This window comes from Mycobacterium ulcerans subsp. shinshuense (assembly GCF_002355775.1).
Classification (GTDB): Bacteria; Actinomycetota; Actinomycetes; order Mycobacteriales; family Mycobacteriaceae; genus Mycobacterium; species Mycobacterium marinum.
In genome coordinates this window covers 1,664,366-1,684,945 of the sequence record NZ_AP017624.1, presented here as the reverse complement: position 1 = coordinate 1,684,945, position 20,580 = coordinate 1,664,366, and the positions used below count along the sequence as shown (strand labels likewise).

The following is a 20,580-nucleotide window of genomic DNA, read 5'->3' as shown; positions in this document are numbered from 1 at the left end:
CGGGTGACCGGATTGCTCGAGGAGGCGGGATTCGTTGACGCTGGGCCCAGACCTGCCTGGCGCGCTCGGACCGATGGCCGTCCGACGATTTGCGTCTACTGCGCTTCCGGCGGCGACAACCCCGCCGACCTGAGCCTGGCCGCCGCCGTGGGCACCGAAATCGGTAGACGCGGATGGCGATTGATCTCTGGAGGCGGCACCATCGCCATGATGGGCGCGGTGGCCCGCGCGGCCAGAACCGCCGGAGCCCACACCACAGGCGTAATCCCGAGAATTCTCCTGCAATCCGAACTTGCTGACCTCGGTGCCGATGAGCTGATCGTCACCGACACACTCACCCAACGCAAACACCTCATGGGCGAACGCGCTGACGGGTTCCTGACGCTGCCCGGCGGTCTGGGCACCCTCGAAGAGCTGCTCGAATGCTGGACCGCGGCCAGCCTCGGCATACATCACAAGCCCGTAGTCCTGCTGGACCCCGCCGGACACTACCGCGGACTGCTCGACTGGCTCGAAGAACTGCGGCAGCAAGGCTTCGTGCGCACCGCCGCGATCGATCGGCTCATAGTCACGACCGACGTCGACAGCGCATTCAGCAACCTCTGCCCATCAACTCGGTCGGCGTTCGCGTCGTCTGGGGAGGCCAGCGTCTCAGAGCGGACCCATGCGCATTATTAGGCCATTTGACTGATCCCAGCGCGGCCGCCGAACGCAACCCTTGTGGTGTCACCGCTAGCAAGCAGGACCACCGCCGGGGAGCACGGGATGGCACGCATGTCGACATCGATTCGCCCCACTGCTGACCCTCCGACAGGCGCTGTTGAGGCGAGATAGCAGGCAGAGGATATGAGACCACTAACGATCATCGGACCAACGGGAACCGGCAAGTCAGACTTAGCGATCGAGATTGCGGACCGACTCAGCGGCAAGATCGCCGTGGAGATCGTGAACGCCGACGCGTACCAGCTCTACCGCGGCATGGATATCGGCACCGGCAAGGTGCCGCTGGCCCAGCGCCGCGGCATACCGCATCACCAACTCGACGTGCTCGACGTCACCGAAACCGCCACTGTCGCGGGCTACCAGCGTTCGGCTGCAGCTGACATCGAAGCGATCGCCTCACGCGGAGCGCTGCCGCTGCTGGTCGGGGGCTCGATGCTCTACGTCCAGTCGCTGCTCGATGACTGGGCCTTTCCGGCGAAAGACCCAGCGATCCGAGCCCGCTGGGAGCGACGTCTCGCTCAGGTCGGGCCGGCCAGGTTGCATGCCGAGCTGGTCCGCCGCGACCCTGCCGCGGCCGCAGTCATCCCGCTCAACGACGCCCGCCGTACGGTGCGTGCGCTGGAAGTGGTCGAAATCACCGGTCGCCCGTATGCCGCCTCCGCTCCACGTATCGGCAGCCCTCGCTGGGATAGCGCGATCATCGGATTAGATTGCGAGACAAAGGTTCTTGATGAACGGCTAGCGGCACGAACCAAAGCCATGTTCGATCGAGGCCTGATCGAAGAGGTGATCTCGCTACTCCCCTGCGGCCTGGCCAGGGGGGTCACCGCTTCACGCGCGTTGGGGTACGCCCAAGTCATGGAGGCGCTCAAGGCCGGCGCAGACACTCAAGCCCTGGATCGCGCGCGCCAACAAACCTGTCTGGCCACTCGACGCTATGTCCGACGGCAGCGGTCGTGGTTTCGGCGAGACCGCAGGGTGCGTTGGCTCGATGCCACGGTGTCCACCGCGGCCCACCGCACGGCCATCATCGAAGCGGTGTTGGGCGCCTGGCGGCGGGCATCATGAGGCTCCCCGACGCGGGTTGAATCAGCGCCAACTGCAATGGCCGCGACGGCTGCCATGTCACCGTCGAACGCGTAGCCGGCTGTGTGATGACTGTCGTACTGATTGACCCGCATTATTTGCTGGTACCAATGGAAGCCCTCGAAGTGCTGCGGCAGCAGGTGCAGTACACCGAGGAAATACCGGCCGCGTTGACTCGGCTGCTGCCCGCGGCGCGCCCCGTGCGCGCCGGAAGCCACGCCACCGTGTTGTTGTCCTCCGATCCAACACATCCTGCGGTTACGGCACGGTTGGTCGCCGGTGACCGGCTGATCTCCATACCGCACCCACAGTGCGGTGAGCGCCTGATCGATGCCGTTGCGGCAGTGGACGAACTACGCACAGCTGGGTCGTGGGAAGCCGCGCAGACCCACGTCTCGGTTAGCCGCTATTTGCTGAGCCAAACCTATGCGCTGCTGGATGCGCTGCGTAGCGCAGATGCCGGCCAGCTACGCGAAGAACTCGGCGCCTTGCTCCTGCAGGTACTTTTCCAGGCTCGGATCGCGCAGGACGCGCCGCGACGCCCCTTCGCCATCGATGACGTGGCCGACACCCTGATACGCAAGCTGGGCAACCGGCGCCGCGGAGTGCTGGCGGGCAATTCGCCCTCATTCCAGGAGCACGTGGCGCAGTGGGAGAAGGGCAAAAAGGCAGACAAACGGGCGGGCTCGGTGATGCACGACCTGTTTCATGGTCAGCCCGCGTTGGCTCTGGCCCAGAAGCTGATCGAACGCGCAGTCAGGGCTGGCCTGCCGATGGACCTGGTCCCGGCGACGCTCACCTCCGTCGTGGTGTCACCTGACATCGATTCGGAAGGCGTGCTGCGGGCGGCGGTCCTGGAGTTCATGGACTCGGTGCGCCGTGCCGAGGACACGATCGCCGCCAGGCGCCGCGCGCCCGATGCCACCGAAGAACCCGACCGCACGGCGCTCGGCGGAATCACCGAGCGGGAGTGGCGTATGTGCTGGCCTTCCGTGGGCGCCCACACCCAATCCGGGGTCCGAGTCGCCAAACCCCGCGATGACGCCTAGTTTGCGAATTAGGTATACCGGCACAAGCAACTGATGGCCGGGTGTGCGGGAGGGAAGGTAGGCCCGTGGGTGATCGCATCGACGCGTCCGCGTTGGTTCTCGGGCACGGAGATGACGTCCGGCGCCGGCTCACGCGTTCAGTCGCGGTGTTGCGGCAAATGGTCGAAGCCGGCTGGTTTGCCGGCCACGAGGACACCATCGGCATGGAGGTGGAACTCGACCTGGTGGACCCGCTGGGCCGGCCGCGACTGGTCAACGACGCGGTTCTACAGGCCTTGGACCGAACCGATATGCAGCACGAGCTTGGCCAGTTCAATGTCGAGTTGAACCTGCCGCCCCACCCGCTAACGGGCCACGTGCTCCGGGACAGCGAACAACTTCTTGCCGACGTGCTCGACGGGTCCGGCGCGCGGATCGAAAGCCTGGGCACCCGCCTGATCGCGGTTGGCATGCTTCCCACCCTGAGCGCCGACCACATGACCGCCGAACGGCTCTCCACCAACCCGCGCTACGAGCTGCTGAGCCGCCGCATCCGCACCGCTCGCCACCGGCCGTTCCGGGTGCACATCAGCGACGCACCCGAGCCGGTCGAATTCACCACCGACTCGGTCGCGCCCGAAGCCTCCGCAACCAGCCTGCAGCTGCACTTGCGGGCGCACCGGGACCGATTTGCGGCCTATTTCAACGCGGCCCAACTGATCGCCGGAGCGCAGGTCGCGGTGGCCGCCAATTCCCCGTTCTTGCTCGGCCGGCACGCCTGGCAGGAGACCCGAATCACGCTGGTGGAGCAGCTACTCGATTCCCGCCGCCCCAGCGAGGTCAAGGCCAACGCACCGGCGCGCGTCCGGCTCGGGGAGGGGTGGATCAGCGACCCCGTGGACCTCTTCGACCACCTGGTGCGCGAGTACCCGCCCCTGTTCCCAACCCTGGAGGCAGAAGATCCCGACGCTGCCCTCGAGGCCGGGCAAGCTCCGGTGCTCCATGAGCTTCGGCTGCACAACGGCACGGTGGGGCAGTGGAACCGCCCCGTTTACGACGTCCAGGGCGGCAGCCCGCAGCTGCGAATCGAGAACCGGGTGCTGCCCAGCGGGCCCACCGCAGTCGACATGGTCGCCAATGCCGCCTTCTACTACGGACTGGTGCGCGCAATCGCTGACAGTGACCGCACTCCGTGGGAACAGACCCCTTTCGCGGTGGCCGAGCGAGACCTGCACCGCGCGGCACGCGACGGGCTGGCGGCGCAATTGAGTTGGCAGGGCACCGACCAGCCCGCAGCACAGCTCACCCGCGACGTCCTGCTGCCGGCCGCCGCGTCCGGACTCGACGCGTGGGGCGTGGACGCCCACGACCGCGACCGGTACCTCGGTGTCATCGAAGCGCGGGTTCGCAGCGGCCGCACCGGCGCGGCCTGGCAGACGGAAACGGTGCGCCACCTCGAAGAACGCGGACTGGAACGCATCTCGGCGCTGCACGAGATGACCCGGCGATACGTCGAGCACGCGCGCAGCGGGGCCCCAGTCCATGAATGGCCGCTATCGTGACGGTCCGATCCGTCCGAATCGCTAGCGCAGGGCGAGCACGAGTTTGCCGGTGTTCTCACCCCGAAACAGCGCCAACAGCACCTCAGGAAAGTCGCCGACATCGCCCGCAACCACCTGCTCGCGGGCGCGCAACTCACCGCTAGCCAGCCAATTCGCCAGCTGCCCAACGGCTTCGCCATATCGATCCGCGTAGTCGAAGACCACGAACCCGGTCATCGAGGCGCGTGCGACCAGCAACTGCATGTAGTTGGCCGGCCCGTGCAGCTCCCCGGCGGCGTTGTACTGGGAGATGGCTCCGCAAATTACGACACGCGCTCCGCGGGCCAGACGTGACAACCCCGCCTCGAGCACCTCTCCCCCGACGTTGTCGAAAAAGACGTCAATGCCATTGGGGGCATGCATCTTCAGCTGACGGCGCAGATCCCCGGCTTGGTAGTCGATGGCGGCGTCGAAGCCAAGCTCTTCTACCAGCCAACGACATTTCTGCTCACCGCCGGCGATGCCGATCGCCCGGCAACCCACAATCCGGGCTACCTGTCCGACGATGCTGCCCACCGAACCGGCGGCTCCGGAGACGACGACGGTCTGACCGGGTTGCGGGCGACCGACGTCGAGGAGCCCGAAGTAGGCCGTTATACCGCTGATGCCCAGGGCGCCCAGATGCACCGGGGCCGGCGCGAGGGTGGTGTCCACGCGCGTCACACCGCTACCGTCGGAATGCGCGTAACGCTGCACCCCGAACATTCCGTACACCTCGTCGCCGGCCGCGAAATCCGGGTGGCGAGAATCGATCACGCGCCCGATGCCGCCCGCGCGCATCACCTCGCCGATCTGCACCGGCGCCACGTAGGACCGCCCCGCGTTCATCCACGTCCGCATCGCCGGATCGACCGACAGATACTCAACGCGCACCAAAAACTCCCCATCGGCCGGACCGCCAACGGGTTCGTCGGCGACCTCCCAGTCCGATGGCTTGGGCAATCCGATCGGGCGCGCGGCCAGCCGGCACACGGTATTGACCAGCGTCACGATTCACTCTTCCTCGACAGTGCGTTCAGCGTTGCCCGGCCCGCCGGATCTTCGGCAGTGCAGGGCACCAGTGCCAGGCAGTCCGCGCCGGCCTCTTCGTAGTCCCGCAGCCGGGCGGCGACTCGCTCGGCGGTGCCCAATGCCCCCACCTGCTCGAGCAGTTCGACGGGGATGGCGGCAGCCAACTCTCGACGGCTCGCCCCGGCGCGCGCCGCGCCGACGAGGCGGTCAAAGCCCAGTGCACTGAACATTTCGCCGTAGCCGGGCGGGCCGAGATAGACCGCCAGCTGCGCCGCCAGCTGAGCGTGCGCGGCGGCACCGGGATCAACGGCAACGGGCACCCATACCGTCAGCCGCGGTGCGGCGCGACCTGCCGCTGCGGCGGCCGCGGAGTCGATGGCGTGACGAACCTCCGCCACCCGAGCCGGCGATGCGAGGTTGAGCACCACCTCATCGGCGTGCCTTGCCGCCAGGCGAATCATGCCAGGGCCGAAGGCCCCCAACGCAATTCGAGTCTCCGGCTGCGGGTTGCGCAGCCGAAAGCCGTGGCTGGCGACATGGCGCCCGTGGTAGTCGACGCGCGCCCCACCCAGTATCGACCGCAGGCATTCCATGGTTTCCCGCATCACCGGCACGTGGTGTGCCCACGGCCGATCATGCCAACCGGCCACTATCGCCGGGCTGGAGGCGCCCAGGGCGATATCGACCCGGCTACCGGTGAGAGAGGCGACCGAATTGACGCCCAACGCCAGCCCCACCGGGCCACGAACGGCGACGGCCAGCGGTCCGATCTTCAAGCCCATTCCGGGTGCACCCAGCCCTATCGCGGTGGCAAGGGCAAACGCGTCGTAGGTGGCCATTTCCCCAACCCACAGCACGTCGAAACCGGCGTTCGACGCCGCCAGCGCCACCTCCATCGCCTCGTCGTCGGGCCGGTCCAGCCAAAACGGTAGGGCGACTTCTAAATCGGTCACAGCATCGAGGTATCGCAGTGCTGGCCGAGCAAGACGCGCCCCGGCAGTTCGCGGGATGCCTCGTTGACCTGGAAATGGGCGGTGGCGGTAAACGCGTCGCGAAACCAGCGTTGCAGTGGTGAGCCATCGTAGATCGCGCTGCTCCCGGCCAGGTCATACATGGTGCGCACGACGTCGGCAGAGGTCCGCGCCGCGTGGGTGGCCGCCAGCCGTAGCCGGTTGCGCAGCGCCACCGGCACCGGCACCGGCACCGGCACCGGGATTGTGGCTGGCTTGCCAGGCCGAGTCGATCGCCTCGTAAAACAGTGCGCGCGCCGCACCAAGTGCCGCCTCGGCCGTCGCGACCGCCGTTTGGGTGGCCGACCGTTCGGCCAAGGTGCGCTTGGCCCCCAGCCCTTTCTTGTCGCCGGCCAACTCGACCAAGTCGTCAATCGCAGCGCGCGCGTTGCCCAGCGCCGCCGCGCCGATCGAAAGCGCAAAGAAGCCGAACACCGGGAAGCGATACAGCGGCCTGTCAATGGTGGGGCCGTCGAACACCGAGAACACTCGATCGGCGGGGACGAAGACCTCCTCGGCAACGCAATCGTGACTGCCGGTACCGCGCAGCCCCAGGGTGTGCCAGGTGTCCAAGGCGCGCAGATCGTCTTTGGGTAGCGCCACCACCGATGGCACCGGCTGGCCCTCCACGAAGCAACCGGCGAACATCATGTCCGCGTGGTTGATCCCGCTGCAGAACGGCCAGCGCCCGGACACCACAACACCGCCGTCGACCGACTTCGCCTTACCTCGCGGTGCCCACACACCCGCGGCGACACTTCGCCCGGCACCGAACATTTCGTCGCGACTGGACGCCGGTAGATAGGCGACCAACAACGCGCTGGTGATCGCGATCGACACGCACCATCCCGCTGAAGCATCGCCGCGCGCCACCGCTTCGGCACACCGCAGCGCCGGTCCGGGGGCCAGCCCTGCCGCCTGTACCTCGCGCGGCATCGTGGCGCGCAGCAATCCTGCCTCGCCAAGCCGCGCCACCAATTCGTCGGGCAGTCTGCGATCGCGGTCGATCTCCGCCGACATCTCCCGCGCCATCAGGGCGATCTTCTCGGCGAGGTTCTCCATCTCGCTATCTGCTCTGCGCAGTGGTGCGGCGCTCAGGTCCGGCTGATTCATCAGGACTCCTGGTAATGACGGCGGTTCCGTCAAGTTACCACCATGGTTCGGAAATTGAACCGGGTACAGTTGTTGAACCATGGGCGCCGCCGATCTGTCCCACCGCTTCGAAGGGGAGTCGGTTGGCCGTGCCCTCGAGCTGGTCGGCGAGCGCTGGACCCTATTGATCCTGCGCGAGGCGTTCTTCGGCGTGCACCGCTTCGGCCAGCTCGCCCGCAACCTCAACATTCCGCGCCCCACCCTGTCATCGCGGCTGCGGATGCTCGTCAATGCGGGCCTGCTGGACCGGGTGCCTTACTCCCAGGATCCGGAGCGCCACGAGTACCGGCTGACCGACACCGGCCACGAACTGTTCGCCGCGATCGTCGTCCTCATGCAGTGGGGCGACAAGCACTTGCCGAACCCCGACGGCCCACCGATTGTGTTGCGTCACCATTGCAGCCAGTTCGTCGAGCCGCGCCTGATCTGCGCCCACTGCGGCGAAGAGATCACCGCACGCAATGTCACACCCGAAGCCGGGCCCGGCTTCGGGTACGCGGTAGCCGCGCCAAACTAAGCGCGCAGACGCGCGGCACCACAGAGTCTCCCGAGACGTCTTCGACAAGACGCTCAAGCCATCCTACACAGTGCGCTCGGCCAGTGTGGCACAAGACAATCCACAGCGTTGCGCCGAGACTTCACCCCGCCGGCCGGGTAGCCTGGATGGTGTTCAGGAGATAACAATTTGCAATCCCAGGTTGTTGCGAATCGATAAGCATGCCTAGACACGTCAGCGCGCAAGACCGGACAGATCGCCCGCGAAATTATCGTCACTTGGTGCAACGTCGAACGGCTCTCAAACTGCCGCTGCTGCTGGCGGCCGGCGCCGCGCTGGCCCAGACCCCCCGCGCCACCGCTGTGGCAGGCCGGTGGCCGGCTGAGCGCGCCAACACCTGGTACCAGACCCAAGGCTGGATCGTCGGCGCCAACTACATCACCGCCAACGCCATCAATCAGCTCGAGATGTTTCAGCCCGCCACCTACGATCCGCGGCGCATCGACAGAGAGCTGGGCTTGGCCCGGTTGATCGGGTTCAACAGCATGCGAGTCTTCCTGCACGATCAGTTGTGGGCCTCGGATCAAAGGGGCTTTCAGACTCGGCTGGCACAATTCGTCGCCATCGCGGCGCGCCACGGCATCAAACCTCTTTTCGTCTTGTTCGACTCCTGTTGGGACCCGTTCCCCAAGCTGGGTCAGCAGCGTGCACCAAGGCCCGGCGTGCACAACTCGGGTTGGGTGCAAAGCCCCGGCGCCGAACACCTCGGCGACCCCAGCTACCAGGCCGTTCTGCACGGCTACGTGACTGGAGTGTTGAACCAGTTCCGCAACGACAACCGCGTATTGGGCTGGGACTTGTGGAATGAGCCCGACAATCCGGCGAAGGTGTACCGAAAGGTGGAGAGAAAGGACAAGCTGGAGCGGGTCGCGGAGCTACTCCCCCAGGTGTTTCAGTGGGCGCGCGAGGTCGATCCCAGCCAGCCCTTGACAAGCGGTGTCTGGCAGGGAAATTGGTCGGATCCGGGCAAGCGCTCCACCATCGCCAGCATCCAGCTCGACAATGCCGACGTCATCACATTTCACAGCTACGCGGCACCGGCCGGCTTTGAGGCCCGTATCGACGAACTTGCGCCGCTGGGGCGGCCGATCATCTGCACCGAGTACCTGGCGCGCTCCCAGGGCAGCAGTGTGGAGGGGGTGCTACCAATCGCCAAGCGTCGCAACGTCGGCGCCTTCAATTGGGGTTTGGTCGCCGGTAAGACTCAGACCTACCTACCGTGGGATTCCTGGGATCATCCGTACACCAAGCCCCCGAAGGTATGGTTCAGCGATCTTCTGCAACCCGACGGACGGCCCTACCGGGAGAGCGAAATACAGACCATCCAGTCGCTGACCGGCGCCCGAACCCAGGACTGACGACAGGCGTGGGTCACCAAGCCGGCGCCGAGTCCAACATCGCGACGTGGTCGCCCTTCCACTCGTACCTCACCGTCGTGATCGGTCCGGGGCACGCCGTGCAGACGTCTCTGCCGTCTTTGTAGTCGAGGGCCACCGTGTCATCGGTTGTCTTCGCCGCATTCAGCGTCGTAAACGAATACGCCTTTGTGGTGGCAATACCGGCGGAGGTGCCGTTGTGAAAAAGCAGAACGAGGTCCGGTGAGCTGCCCGTCGCGCCTTCAACGCTGATGATGACCGCCGACAGTGTGGAACACGGGTTGTAGTTGCTACTCGGATCGAAGCTGCGCGGATTGGTGTCCCACGGGTAGCTCTGCGGCAGGGTTGGCAATGACTTGATCGCTGCCTGGATCTCTGGGGCATTGAGGTTGACCCCACAGGTCGGTTCCGCTTGTGCCGGTGGCGCCAGCGGATTCAAGGCGGCCAGGACAGCGACCGTCGCTGCCCAACCAACTATTCGCATGGAAGCACTGCCTCCTCTCCCCGGAATGCGTTGTCGCAGACCTCATCGCGGCCGATCTCCGGGCATTCGATGAGCCCTGACCTCACCGAGTACACAGGCGATTACACGGGCCGACAAGGGCGGGACGAGGGAATGTCGCAGATCTGAGTCGAAGTTGGTATGCAGCTGATAGCTGGCTAGTCAGAAGGTGCGGCGCCGCCGAACGGTCAATCCAGGGCAAGTGTTGGGCAAAGGGTGTTGTGCGCCTCGTCGATCCACGTGTCGGCCAGCCGGGCGGCCTCAGGCACGCTCAGTCCCGTCTGGTCGATGTCGTTTGCGTGTTCGGCGACGTCGACAATCTGGGTGCGTGGCCAGCCTTGCGCCAGAGCCAGGCATATCGTTTGTTCGGCTTGCTCCTGGTGATTGGGCCAGTCGGGCTCGAACATGACCGGTTCGGCCTGGGCCGTGGCGATAATGCCCGGAAGTGCGGCTGGACCAGCCAGCGCGATCACCAGCGACAGGGCTGGCAGCAACGTCTTCATGGCGCCAGGGTACCGATCGAGCCGTCAGCCGCCGCCTGGTCTGACCCATTTCGGCCATCGTCGGCTTACTGTGGTGGTGCGAGCCGTCGCCGCGCAGGGCTGGCCGCCGTTGGTGCCAGCGGGAAAAGGACGAGTGCCAATGAGCATTGATGACGAAGCCGTCACAACCTTGGAAGACCTCAAGGGCGATCTGGCGCACCGCTACAAATGGACGCCAAGCGGCGGAAGCTCGGTCGACAGCGCGACCATCGAGGCCGACATGGCGGCCCTCGACCGCGACGGCTACGTCATCTGGGAGAACCTGCTCAGTGCCGAGCAGTGCCGGCTGATCCAAGAGGTCGTACGACCCTGGCTCGAGCACACCGGACGTAACTCGTTTGAGGGCCGGCGCACCCAACGCATCTACAGCGTGTTGAGCAGGACGCGAGTGTGCGACCGGCTTGCCGATCATCCACGGGTGCTGGCGGTGCTCGATCGGATATTGATGCCCAACTACCTGCTTTCGGCATTGCAGGCGATCAACATTCTGCCCGGAGAAGACGCGCAGCTACCTCACCATGACGACGGGTTCTACCCGATTCCGCGGCCCAGGGCACCATTGGCGGCGGCGACGATCTGGGCGATCGACGACTTCACCGCCGACAATGGCGCCACGGTGGTCATCCCCGGCAGCCATCGTTGGGGCAGACGTCCGCCGGGCCCGGACGATCAGGTGCTGCCCGTCGTGATGCCTGCCGGCTCGTGCGTCTTCTTCGTCGGCACCCTCTGGCATGGTGGTGGCGCCAATACCAGCACCAGCGAGCGTCTGGCCGTCACCGCCCAGTACTGCGAACCGTGGCTGCGCCCGATGGAGGCCTACACCCTGTCAATATCGCGCGAAATTGCCCGAGCGGTCTCCGACGACATTCGCCGGATGCTCGGCTACAGCATCCATCCCCCGTTCGTTGGCGCGGTTGATGGCCTGCACCCATTGCGACTGTTGGAGTCCGGGCCTGATTCCTAGGTTTGGATGCGTTGTTGGGATTGGTAGCCGCGAGCGAATGCAAATATTTCGCGAATCATCCGAACCGTCTTCGGCCTGACTACCGCGAAGGACCGCAAATGAACACGTCCCCGCCCTGACGCGAAACACTGGTCACGGGCGTCGCGCAAACCGCGGCATCCGAGCCCGGCCGACGCCACCGCGTCGACGATGCGGTCGAGCTTTTCTCTTCAAAGGCGGCAACATGCCGCCAAGTCAGTCATTAAAATTACGCTTTCAAATAGCGCCACGGTGACAACGAACAATTGCCCCCGACGCTGAGAAGGCACTGGTACGAGGACGACAGTGATGAACTTTTCGGTGTTGCCGCCAGAGATCAATTCGCTACGGATATTCGCTGGCACGGGGTCCGGGCCAATGCTGGCGGCCGCAGCCGCCTGGGACGGGTTGGCCGACGAGTTGAGCACGGCGGCGGCCGCGTTTTCGTCGGTGACGTCGGGGCTGACGGGCGGGTCGTGGCAGGGCCCCGCGGCGGCGGCGATGGCCGCCGCGGCCGCTCCCTATGCGGGCTGGCTGGGTTTAGCGGCCGCCCGCGCCGGTGATGTGTCCGCGCAGGCCAAGGTGGTGGCAGCAGCGTTCGAGGCGGTCCGAGCGGCCACGGTGCATCCGATGCTGGTGGCGGCCAACCGCGCCCAGCTGGTGTCGCCGGTGCGGTCGAATCTGTTGGGGCTGAACGCGCCGGCAATCGCGACCACCGAGGCCGAATATGAGGCGATGTGGGCCGCCGACGTGGCCGCGATGGTGGGTTATCACGGCGGCGCGTCGGCGGCGGCCGCGCAGTTGGCACCATGGCAGCAGTGGCTGCAGAGCCTGCCCGGCCTGCCGGGGCAACTGGCTGGCTCAGCCACCGCCGCTGCGGCCGCGAATGGTTGGCCCAACCTGGGCATCAACAACACCGATAGCAACGTGGGCAGTGGCGACGTCGGCACCCAAAACCTGGGCAGCGGCAACACCGGCAACACCAACCTGGGTCGCGGCAACACCGGCAACGGCAATCTCGGTAGCGGCAACCGCGGTGACAGCAACGTCGGCAGCGGAAATCTCGGAAACTCCAACTGGGGCAGCGGCAACACCGGCAACTACAACCAGGGCAGCGGAAATCACGGCGATAACAACGTGGGCTTCGGAAACGCGGGGCTGGGGGGAACCGCGGGCAACGACAACTTCGGCAACGGGAACCTGGGCAGCGGCAATACCGGCAGCGGCAACATCGGCAACCAAAACCAGGGTTGGGGAAATCAGGGCGACAACAATGTGGGCCTGGCAAACCGCGGCAGCGACAACATGGGCTTCGGGAACACCGGCAACAACAACGTCGGCTTCGGCAACACCGGTTCGGGAAACATCGGCATCGGCCTTACCGGCAACAATCAGATGGGGTTTGGGGGGCTGAATTCCGGCAGCGGCAATCTCGGCTTCGGCAACTCCGGCACCGGCAATGTTGGTTTCTTCAACTCCGGGGTCGGGAACTGGGGCATCGGAAACTCGGGTGCCATCGATACCGGCTTTGGCAACTCGGACTTCATCGACACTGGCATCGGGAATTCCGGCGCGCTCAATACTGGCATCGGGAACTCGGGCCTCAACGCGGGCTCGGGGTTCAACGTGGGATTCGGCAACTCGGGAATCAACAATTTCGGCGTGGGAAACTCGGGCAGCTTCAATGCGGGCAGCTTCAACTCGAGCACCAGCAACCTGGGTAGCTTCAACTCGGGCAACTTCGTCTTGGGCGGGTTCAACGTGGGCAGCTTCAACTCGGGCGCGCACAATACGGGCGCCTTCAACGCGGGCGGCTACAACACTGGTTTCTGGAATGCGGGCGATATCAACACCGGCATGTGGAACTCGGGTGATCTCAACACCGGCTTGGGCAGTGCGATCACCCAAACCGTCGCGAACTCGGGCTTCTTCAACGTGGGCAGCGGCGGCTACAACTCGGGATTCTTCAACTTGGGGGCCGGCGGGAGCAACGCGGGCTTCTTCAACTCGGGCGCCGGTGGCGGCAACACCGGCTTGTTGAACCTTGGCAACGGCGGAAACAACACGGGATTCTTCAACGTCGGTAACGGCGGCTACAACACCGGCTTCGTCAACGCGGGCAGCGATGGCAGCAACGCGGGCTTCTTCACCTTGGGCGGCTACAACTCGGGTGTGCTGGACATCGGTTCGTTGAACTCCGGTGTCCTCAATTCCGGCACCGCCAATTCCGGTGTCCCCCTGATACTGCTGCTTTCCCTGCTGTCGTTCGTCCCGTTGCTGTAGCAGGTCACCACGACCGACGCTGCCCGCCGAGCCGCCGCCCGGTGATGGTTGTGGGCACAATCCGAAGCCAGACGTTGTGGATGCCGAGCGCCCACGGCTTGGGGAAGTGGCCATCCATCTCTCGCAGTAGCGCCGGAATCCGTTCCATGTCGACCTCTGCCCCGGGACCGCGCACCAGGACACTCCATGCCGACTGCTGGCCCTCGTCGACATGGTCGACCTCGAAAGCGAGCATCGGTTGGGCCATCGCCGCTTGTTTCGCGCCGCCCTCAACTCGGACGACGATGTCGTGTCCGGCCATCGCGTAGTTGACGGGAACGGCGACCGGTCCGAGGTCGTCTTGGTACACCAGTCGGCCAACCCGCCCGGTAGCGAGCAGCTCAAAGCATTCGGCGTCGGAGAGTTCTTCGAGCTCGCGTTGGGCCATCACGCGATTCTCGTCGGCACGCACCGGTCACCGCCACGGCCGAAGGTCCCCATCTCGGCACTGCTCGCGGTTTGGGCGGCCGAGCCGAGTCCCCTATTCGTCTTCCTCGCCGGGAACGTTGAACAGCCCGAGTTGCAGGGTGTCTGCGATCTGGGCCACAGCGGCTTGGGCGCGAACGCTGTTGCCCACCTTGTCCAGCGGCGGCGAGAAGGCCGCTATCGCCAGCTGCCCCGGCGCGACGGCGACCAGCCCGCCGCCCACGCCGCTCTTGGCGGGCAACCCGACCGTATAGGCCCAGTCGCCCGAGCGGGTGTAGACACCTTCCATCGTCATCTCGGCGAGCACATGCGGAACATTCTTGCGTGCGATCACTCGCTTGCCGGTGATCGGATTCGTCCCGCCGTTGGCCAGCGTCGCCCCCATCACAGCCAGGTCCGCCGTCGTGACCAACGTCGAGCACTGGCGGGTGTAGATGTCGCAGGCTTCCATCGGATCGCAGTAGATGTATCCGCTGCCGCGCAGCAGCCAGGCGATGGCGCGATTGTGAAAGTTGGTGGCCTGCTCGGAGGCGTTGATCTCCTCGCTGATCGAGATCTGACGTCCCGCGAAATCGCTTTGCGCCCCGACGATCTGGCGCCAGCGGTCCTCGGGACCAACGGCGTCCACCAGGCTGGTCGTCGATATCGCGCCGGCATTGACAAGCGGCGACATCGGTTTGTCGTTGTGCAGCTCGAGCGCCAGCACCGAGTTGAACGCCTCACCGGTTGGGTCCGCGCCAACCTTGAGGCGCAGCTCTCGGGGACCGCGTTGTTCGATCACCAGCGCAAGAGTGAAGATCTTCGAGATCGATTCCAGCGCAAACTCGTACCCCGCATCACCCGCGGTGAAGACCTGTCCGTCGACGGTAGCGACGGACACTCCGAATAGGGTCGAGGGCACCTGCGCCAGAATCGGAATGTAGTCGGCGTTCTTGCCGCCGTGCTTGTTCTTCTGCTTCTCGTGTGCGTCGAGGACTGCCTTCTCGATCCGGGCGTTCGACACCGAAGTGGGAGCCATGGGTTCAATTCTGTTCGATGGCGCCGGCATCAGCGGCGGCGACAGCAGTCAACGGCGCATCCCGCATTCAGGCCGCGATGCCGAGTTCCTGGTTGATCTGCGCGAGGTATCTCGGACCGTCCAGCGTCAGCAACACCCAGTCGTGAATCTGGCCATGGGCCAACACGAAGTTGAACGGGGCTCCGATGGCTGCGGCTTCTTGCTACAGGACGAGCACGTCCGGGGCGAGGATTTCCTGCGACCCCGCGTAGACGTAGGTGGGCGGAAGTCCACTCAGCGACCCGTATAGCGGACTCACCATCGGGTCGGTCACGGCGAGATTGCCCGCCCACGCCTTGCCGATCTGTTGTGCGGGCCCGAACGGGAGGAGCGGGTCCTGGACGAAAGCAATATTTGGATTGGTCATCCCAAGGTCCAGCCATGGCGACAGCAAAACCATCGACGACGGCACTTGGCTCCCCTGGCTCGCCATGTATTCGACCGCGCTCAGCGCCAGGTTGCCGCCCGCGGAGTCGCCGATCACGCTGACGTTGGCGGCACCATGTTGCATGATCTGGTTTGAGATGAGGCCGGCCATCGCCGGTACCACGGTGCCGGCCGTACCCCCTTCCTGCAGCAACGGGTAGATCGGCACCTGAACGGTCGCGCCGGTCTGGTGGGCCATCACCCAGGGCTCCGGCGTTGTTGATTAGCAGGCTTGTGAGCTGGGTTGATGATCTTTGGTGCCGCGCTATTGGGGCCGGAGTGTAGGCACGGGCTATCTGGAGAACGATCGAGTTGGTTACTGTTCGTCGTTGGTCTGGAGTTGCCCGTGCCTACCGTTTCAGTATTGCCTGTGTCGTCGGTTCCAGAGGTGTTCGACCGCTGGAGTCCTGGTGAGCGCAGCGAGCTCATCGGATCGGAGTTTCTCGATGTGTTGGCCTCGGTGCCAGACCCGAGGGGCCCACGCGGTCGGAGGTATTCGCTGATGGCTTTGTTGGCGATCGCGGTTCTGGCCACTGCCGCGGGGATGCGCGGCTATGCTGATTTTGCCACATGGGCGGCCACCGCTCCCGATGATGTGTTGGCCCAATTAGGGGTCCGGTTCCGGCGGCCCAGTGAGAAGACCTTCCGCGCTGTTTTGTCTCGGCTAGACCCCGCCGACCTCAACGCCAGGATGGGCAGTTACTTCACTGCATACGTGGCCAGCAGCGACCCCAGTGGATTGGTGCCGATCGCGTTGGACGGCAAGATGCTGCGTGGTGCTTTACGCGCCAAAGCGACAGCCACGCATCTCGTGTCGGTGTTCGCCCACCGTGCCCGATTGGTGCTCGGTCAACTCGCTGTCGCCGAGAAAAGCAATGAAATTCCCTGCGTACGTGCCCTGCTCACGCTGCTGCCGGGTAGCTTGCGGTGGCTGGTCACCGTGGATGCGATCCATACCCAGGTCGTCACCGCGAAGTTGATCTGCGCCACCTTGAAGTCGCACTACCTGATGATCGTCAAGTCCAACCAAGCCAAAATACTTGCGCGTATCACCGCGCTGCCCTGGGCCGAGGTGCCCGCAGCCGCTACCGACGACTCCCGCGGCCACGGCCGTGTCGAGACCCGCACCCTGCAAATCATCACCACTGCACGAGGAATCGGCTTCCCCTACGCAAAACAAATCATCCGGATCACTCGTGAACGCTTGATCACCACCACCGACCAGCGCAGCGTGGAGGTGGTCTATGCCATCTGCAGCCTGCCGTTCGAGCACGCCCGCCCTACCGCGATCATGACCTGGATGCGTCAACACTGGGGAATCGAGAACAGCCTGCACTGGATACGCGACGTCACCTTCGACGAAGACCGTCAAAGGGCACATACCGGAAACGGCGCACAGGTCCTAGCAACGCTACGCAACACCGCGATCAATCTGCACCGCCTCAACGGCGCCGACAACATCGCCGAAGCCTGCCGGATCACCGCTTTGACCGCCAACCGCCACCTAGACCTCCTCAATCCACAATTCCCCAGCTCACAATCCTGCTAATCAACAACGCCGGAGCCCTGGGCCATCACCGAATAATTGATCCAGTGCAGAAAAGAGGGCGGAAAGATAAATGCGCCACCGTGAATGGCGACCACGTAGTCCCCGGTTGGTTGAGCCGGCGTGATCTGCACGACGCTCATCCCGTCATATGTGCTGTACTGCACCGTTTCGCCCAGTAGCAAGTTCAACAGCGGCGGCGGGGAATTGCCGATAAACCACGACAGCGGCGGGATGTCGCTGGCAACCAACGCCAGCAGCGGGTTGCCGGGAACCGCAATTTGACTGTCGAGCCCGGACACACTCAGCAGTGGCTTTAGCGGCAACAGCGCAGTATTTTCAAATCTGGTTATCAGCGACGGGGTGCCGGTAAATGTCCCGGTCTGCGATGCCGCGAAGGGAGGATCGGCCGGCGCCCCAAAGATCGTGGTGAACAGCGTGTTGGACACCTGGGTGAATTCGGTGGCCAATGTTGTGGCGGCCTGTTCGATCTCCTGCTCGACCAGGACAAGACCGTTGTCCAGGGCTCGGGCGAATTCGCCTGGCAGATTCTCCAGCGCTCGGGCCCACGGCCCCAGCGCCGCGACCGTCGCCGACGCGCTGGAGTAGTAGCCACCCATCGCCGCGACATCCTGAGCCCACATCTGTTCATACGCGGCCTCAGCGGCCGCGATCGCCGGCGCATTCTGGCCGAACAGGTTCGAGAACACCAGCGACACCAGCTACCCGCGGTTGGCCACGATCAATCCGGGGTCCACGATGGTTGCCAGTGCCGCCTCATATGCGACGGCCGCCGCCCGGGCTTGGGTTGCCGACTGCTCGGCCTGAGCGGCGGTGCCCCCCAGCCAATCCAGGTATCGGACCGCCGCGGCCCACATCGACGCCGATGCCGGGCCTTGCCAGGCCTGGCCAGCCAGCTCTGAGGTCACCGAGCCAAATGCGGAGGCCGCGGCGCTCACCTCGGTACCGATCCCGTCCCAGGCGGCGGCCGCTTCCAGCATCGGCCCCGGCCCCGGCCCATCAAGCAGCAGCACCGAATTCACCTCGGGCGGCCACATCCAGAAACTCACTAGCGGTCCCCCTCGATCAGCACTTCAGCGGCCCCTTTGCAGCAACGTACATCTTCGACGCCTTCGAGAGGGCTCTAATGCGCAGGCGCGAGGGGACACCGGGGGGCTACCGGCCGGCGCGGAACACGCTGCGGGGTGCTCATATTGAATACGCTCCGACCGGCGAGAATTCAACTAAATTCGGACAAGACAAATCTGACTCAAAAAATTCGTAAAAGGAATTTACAGGGTGATTGCAACCCGTTAGAACCGCGCCAGAAACATCGCCTCGATAACCGCCACAGGTAACGTTGAATCGACCAGCCGAATCCTGCTCAACCGTTTAATCAAACCCAGACGGTCATCATTTAGCAGGAGTTCAGTGATTAGTGATCCGATCAGGAGTTCCGTCGTGCCCCTACGACTCATCGCACTATCTATCGCAGTAGCCATCTTCCCGCTCGTGTGCAATGCGCCAAAAGCGGGAGCCGCACCCCAGGGTTCCGTTCCTTGTGCAGTGCCTGATCAAATTCGCAATATTCTCGACAACCAAGTGTCGCCCGGAATCAACGAGACACGCAGGATTATCAGTTCGCCGTACTTATCCGGCGGATGGCAGCGGCGGGACGCCACAGGACAGCTAAACACAATGCGTCAAGGTATTTTGCGCCTTCAGGATCTCAATGCCGACCACAACGTCCCCGGTTTAGAACCTCTTCTCGGCAGGCTGGACCGTGCTTCAAACAATCTGCAGAAATCGGTCGAAGGGCCAGGGCTCCGGCGTTGTTGATTAGCAGGCTTGTGAGCTGGGGAATTGTGGATTGAGGAGGTCTAAGCGGCGGTTGGCGGTCAAAGCGGTGATCCGGCAGGCTTCGGCGATGTTGTCGGCGCCGTTGAGGCGGTGCAGATTGATCGCGGTGTTGCGTAGCGTTGCTAGGACCTGTGCGCCGTTTCCGGTATGTGCCCTTTGACGGTCTTCGTCGAAGGTGACGTCGCGTATCCAGTGCAGGCTGTTCTCGATTCCCCAGTGTTGACGCATCCAGGTCATGATCGCGGTAGGGCGGGCGTGCTCGAACGGCAGGCTGCAGATGGCATAGACCACCTCCACGCTGCGCTGGTCGGTGGCGGTGATCAAGCGTTCACGAGTGATCCGGATGATTTGTTTTGCGTAGGGGAAGCCGATTCCTCGTGCAGCGGCGATGATTTGCAGGGTGCGGGTCTCGACACGGCCGTGGCCGCGGGAGTCGTCGGTAGCGGCTGCGGGCACCTCGGCCCAGGGCAGCGCGGTGATACGCGCAAGTATTTTGGCTTGGTTGGACTTGACGATCATCAGGTAGTGCGACTTCAAGGTGGCGCAGATCAACTTCGCGGTGACGACCTGGGTATGCATCGCATCCACGGTGACCAGCCACCGCAAGCTACCCGGCAGCAGCGTGAGCAGGGCACGTACGCAGGGAATTTCATTGCTTTTCTCGGCGACAGCGAGTTGACCGAGCACCAATCGGGCACGGTGGGCGAACACCGACACGAGATGCGTGGCTGTCGCTTTGGCGCGTAAAGCACCACGCAGCATCTTGCCGTCCAACGCGATCGGCACCAATCCACTGGGGTCGCTGCTGGCCACGTGTGCAGTGAAGTAACTGCCCATCCTGGCGTTGAGGTCGGCGGGGTCTAGCCGAGACAAAACAGCACGGAAGGTCTTCTCACTGGGCCGCCGGAACCGGACCCCTAATTGGGCCAACACATCATCGGGAGCGGTGGCCGCCCATGTGGCAAAACCAGCATAGCCGCGCATCCCCGCGGCAGTGGCCAGAACCGCGATCGCCAACAAAGCCATCAGCGAATACCTCCGACCGCGTGGGTTCCTCGGGTCTGGCACCGAGGCCAACACATCGAGAAACTCCGATCCGATGAGCTCGCTGCGCTCACCAGGACTCCAGCGGTCGAACACCTCTGGAACCGACGACACAGGCAATACTGAAACGGTAGGCACGGGCAACTCCAGACCAACGACGAACAGTAACCAACTCGATCGTTCTCCAGATAGCCCGTGCCTACACTCCGGCCCCAATAGCGCGGCACCAAAGATCATCAACCCAGCTCACAAGCCTGCTAATCAACAACGCCGGAGCCCTGGTCGAAGGACTCTACTGGTTGGATGACGGCTCGACCAGCCTGGCTTGGC

The 20,580-nt window shown here is 64.5% G+C and carries 16 protein-coding genes and 3 pseudogenes; 9 read left to right on the top strand and 10 right to left on the bottom strand.

Going from position 1 to position 20,580, the window contains the following annotated elements:
- The first annotated feature begins 87 nt into the window (after positions 1-87).
- The 4 genes from SHTP_RS07765 to SHTP_RS07750 all read left to right on the top strand — a co-directional run bounded on the left by SHTP_RS07765 (position 88) and on the right by SHTP_RS07750 (position 4,399).
- A complete protein-coding gene (locus SHTP_RS07765; RefSeq protein WP_231991586.1) occupies positions 88-678 on the top strand; it encodes an LOG family protein in 591 nt (196 codons plus the stop codon).
- A 168-nt stretch (positions 679-846) separates the two neighbouring features.
- The gene (miaA, locus tag SHTP_RS07760; RefSeq protein WP_096370235.1) at positions 847-1,791 is read left to right on the top strand and encodes a tRNA (adenosine(37)-N6)-dimethylallyltransferase MiaA; all 945 of its coding nucleotides are present in this window, start codon (positions 847-849) and stop codon (positions 1,789-1,791) included.
- A gap of 86 nt (positions 1,792-1,877) precedes the next feature.
- Positions 1,878-2,858 (top strand): nucleoside triphosphate pyrophosphohydrolase, encoded by a 981-nt coding sequence (locus tag SHTP_RS07755; RefSeq protein WP_096370234.1) that lies wholly within the window; start codon positions 1,878-1,880, stop codon positions 2,856-2,858.
- A 65-nt stretch (positions 2,859-2,923) separates the two neighbouring features.
- Complete coding sequence (locus SHTP_RS07750) at positions 2,924-4,399, top strand: glutamate-cysteine ligase family protein (protein ID WP_096370233.1); 1,476 nt, start codon at positions 2,924-2,926, stop codon at positions 4,397-4,399.
- A 21-nt stretch (positions 4,400-4,420) separates the two neighbouring features.
- On the opposite strand, the gene SHTP_RS07745 is transcribed toward SHTP_RS07750, so the two are convergent.
- The 3 genes and pseudogenes from SHTP_RS07745 to SHTP_RS07735 all read right to left on the bottom strand — a co-directional run bounded on the left by SHTP_RS07745 (position 4,421) and on the right by SHTP_RS07735 (position 7,572).
- The gene (locus SHTP_RS07745; RefSeq protein WP_012393394.1) at positions 4,421-5,428 is read right to left on the bottom strand and encodes an NADP-dependent oxidoreductase; all 1,008 of its coding nucleotides are present in this window, start codon (positions 5,426-5,428) and stop codon (positions 4,421-4,423) included.
- Positions 5,425-6,402: an LLM class F420-dependent oxidoreductase gene (locus SHTP_RS07740; RefSeq protein WP_096370232.1), complete on the bottom strand. Its 978-nt coding sequence runs from the start codon at positions 6,400-6,402 to the stop codon at positions 5,425-5,427. The genes SHTP_RS07745 and SHTP_RS07740 overlap by 4 nt, the downstream gene beginning before the upstream one ends.
- Positions 6,399-7,572, bottom strand: a pseudogene (locus SHTP_RS07735) (acyl-CoA dehydrogenase family protein). The gene SHTP_RS07740 and the pseudogene SHTP_RS07735 overlap by 4 nt, the downstream one beginning before the upstream one ends.
- Positions 7,573-7,651: 79 nt before the next feature.
- On the opposite strand from SHTP_RS07735, the gene SHTP_RS07730 reads away from it, so the two are divergent.
- A complete protein-coding gene (locus SHTP_RS07730; RefSeq protein WP_096370231.1) occupies positions 7,652-8,128 on the top strand; it encodes a winged helix-turn-helix transcriptional regulator in 477 nt (158 codons plus the stop codon).
- A gap of 260 nt (positions 8,129-8,388) precedes the next feature.
- Positions 8,389-9,525 (top strand): cellulase family glycosylhydrolase, encoded by a 1,137-nt coding sequence (locus SHTP_RS07725; protein WP_096372375.1) that lies wholly within the window; start codon positions 8,389-8,391, stop codon positions 9,523-9,525.
- A 13-nt stretch (positions 9,526-9,538) separates the two neighbouring features.
- Here the strand turns inward: SHTP_RS07725 and SHTP_RS07720 are convergent, their stop codons facing one another.
- Together SHTP_RS07720 and SHTP_RS07715 are read right to left on the bottom strand one after the other, a co-directional pair.
- On the bottom strand, positions 9,539-10,027 hold the full coding sequence (locus tag SHTP_RS07720) for an LppP/LprE family lipoprotein (protein ID WP_096370230.1): 489 nt from the start codon (positions 10,025-10,027) through the stop codon (positions 9,539-9,541).
- 206 nt (positions 10,028-10,233) lie between these two features.
- Positions 10,234-10,548 carry a hypothetical protein gene (locus SHTP_RS07715; protein WP_094359373.1) on the bottom strand — a complete coding sequence of 105 codons (315 nt, stop codon included), beginning with the start codon at positions 10,546-10,548 and terminating at the stop codon, positions 10,234-10,236.
- A gap of 139 nt (positions 10,549-10,687) precedes the next feature.
- On the opposite strand from SHTP_RS07715, the gene SHTP_RS07710 reads away from it, so the two are divergent.
- Complete coding sequence (locus SHTP_RS07710) at positions 10,688-11,551, top strand: phytanoyl-CoA dioxygenase family protein (protein WP_036426372.1); 864 nt, start codon at positions 10,688-10,690, stop codon at positions 11,549-11,551.
- A 327-nt stretch (positions 11,552-11,878) separates the two neighbouring features.
- Positions 11,879-13,852 (top strand): PPE family protein, encoded by a 1,974-nt coding sequence (locus SHTP_RS07705; protein WP_096370229.1) that lies wholly within the window; start codon positions 11,879-11,881, stop codon positions 13,850-13,852.
- Between the two features lie 4 nt (positions 13,853-13,856).
- Here the strand turns inward: SHTP_RS07705 and SHTP_RS07700 are convergent, their stop codons facing one another.
- From SHTP_RS07700 to SHTP_RS07690, 3 genes and pseudogenes are all read right to left on the bottom strand, one after another.
- Complete coding sequence (locus SHTP_RS07700) at positions 13,857-14,279, bottom strand: pyridoxamine 5'-phosphate oxidase family protein (protein WP_096370228.1); 423 nt, start codon at positions 14,277-14,279, stop codon at positions 13,857-13,859.
- A 93-nt stretch (positions 14,280-14,372) separates the two neighbouring features.
- Complete coding sequence (glsA, locus tag SHTP_RS07695; RefSeq protein ID WP_011741248.1) at positions 14,373-15,335, bottom strand: glutaminase A; 963 nt, start codon at positions 15,333-15,335, stop codon at positions 14,373-14,375.
- Between the two features lie 67 nt (positions 15,336-15,402).
- Positions 15,403-16,002: pseudogene (locus SHTP_RS07690) on the bottom strand (alpha/beta hydrolase fold domain-containing protein); the annotation flags it as partial.
- Between the two features lie 144 nt (positions 16,003-16,146).
- On the opposite strand from SHTP_RS07690, the gene SHTP_RS07685 reads away from it, so the two are divergent.
- Complete coding sequence (locus tag SHTP_RS07685) at positions 16,147-17,349, top strand: ISAs1-like element IS2404/ISMul1 family transposase (RefSeq protein WP_420872967.1); 1,203 nt, start codon at positions 16,147-16,149, stop codon at positions 17,347-17,349.
- 8 nt (positions 17,350-17,357) lie between these two features.
- On the opposite strand, the pseudogene SHTP_RS29965 reads toward SHTP_RS07685, so the two are convergent.
- Positions 17,358-18,404, bottom strand: a pseudogene (locus SHTP_RS29965) (PPE family protein); the annotation flags it as partial.
- A 781-nt stretch (positions 18,405-19,185) separates the two neighbouring features.
- A complete protein-coding gene (locus SHTP_RS07670) occupies positions 19,186-20,388 on the bottom strand; it encodes an ISAs1-like element IS2404/ISMul1 family transposase (protein WP_420872966.1) in 1,203 nt (400 codons plus the stop codon).
- Positions 20,389-20,580 lie beyond the last annotated feature (192 nt).

What these genes read in the sequence shown, in the direction of transcription:
- SHTP_RS07715 (WP_094359373.1), bottom strand. Translation starts at nt 10,548, where the DNA reads ATGAAGACGTTGCTGCCAGCCCTGTCGCTGGTGATCGCGCTGGCTGGT.
- SHTP_RS07720 (WP_096370230.1), bottom strand. Translation starts at nt 10,027, where the DNA reads ATGCGAATAGTTGGTTGGGCAGCGACGGTCGCTGTCCTGGCCGCCTTG.
- SHTP_RS07700 (WP_096370228.1), bottom strand. Translation starts at nt 14,279, where the DNA reads ATGGCCCAACGCGAGCTCGAAGAACTCTCCGACGCCGAATGCTTTGAG.
- SHTP_RS07710 (WP_036426372.1), top strand. Translation starts at nt 10,688, where the DNA reads ATGAGCATTGATGACGAAGCCGTCACAACCTTGGAAGACCTCAAGGGC.
- SHTP_RS07705 (WP_096370229.1), top strand. Translation starts at nt 11,879, where the DNA reads ATGAACTTTTCGGTGTTGCCGCCAGAGATCAATTCGCTACGGATATTC.
- SHTP_RS07755 (WP_096370234.1), top strand. Translation starts at nt 1,878, where the DNA reads ATGACTGTCGTACTGATTGACCCGCATTATTTGCTGGTACCAATGGAA.
- SHTP_RS07730 (WP_096370231.1), top strand. Translation starts at nt 7,652, where the DNA reads ATGGGCGCCGCCGATCTGTCCCACCGCTTCGAAGGGGAGTCGGTTGGC.
- miaA (WP_096370235.1), top strand. Translation starts at nt 847, where the DNA reads ATGAGACCACTAACGATCATCGGACCAACGGGAACCGGCAAGTCAGAC.
- glsA (WP_011741248.1), bottom strand. Translation starts at nt 15,335, where the DNA reads ATGGCTCCCACTTCGGTGTCGAACGCCCGGATCGAGAAGGCAGTCCTC.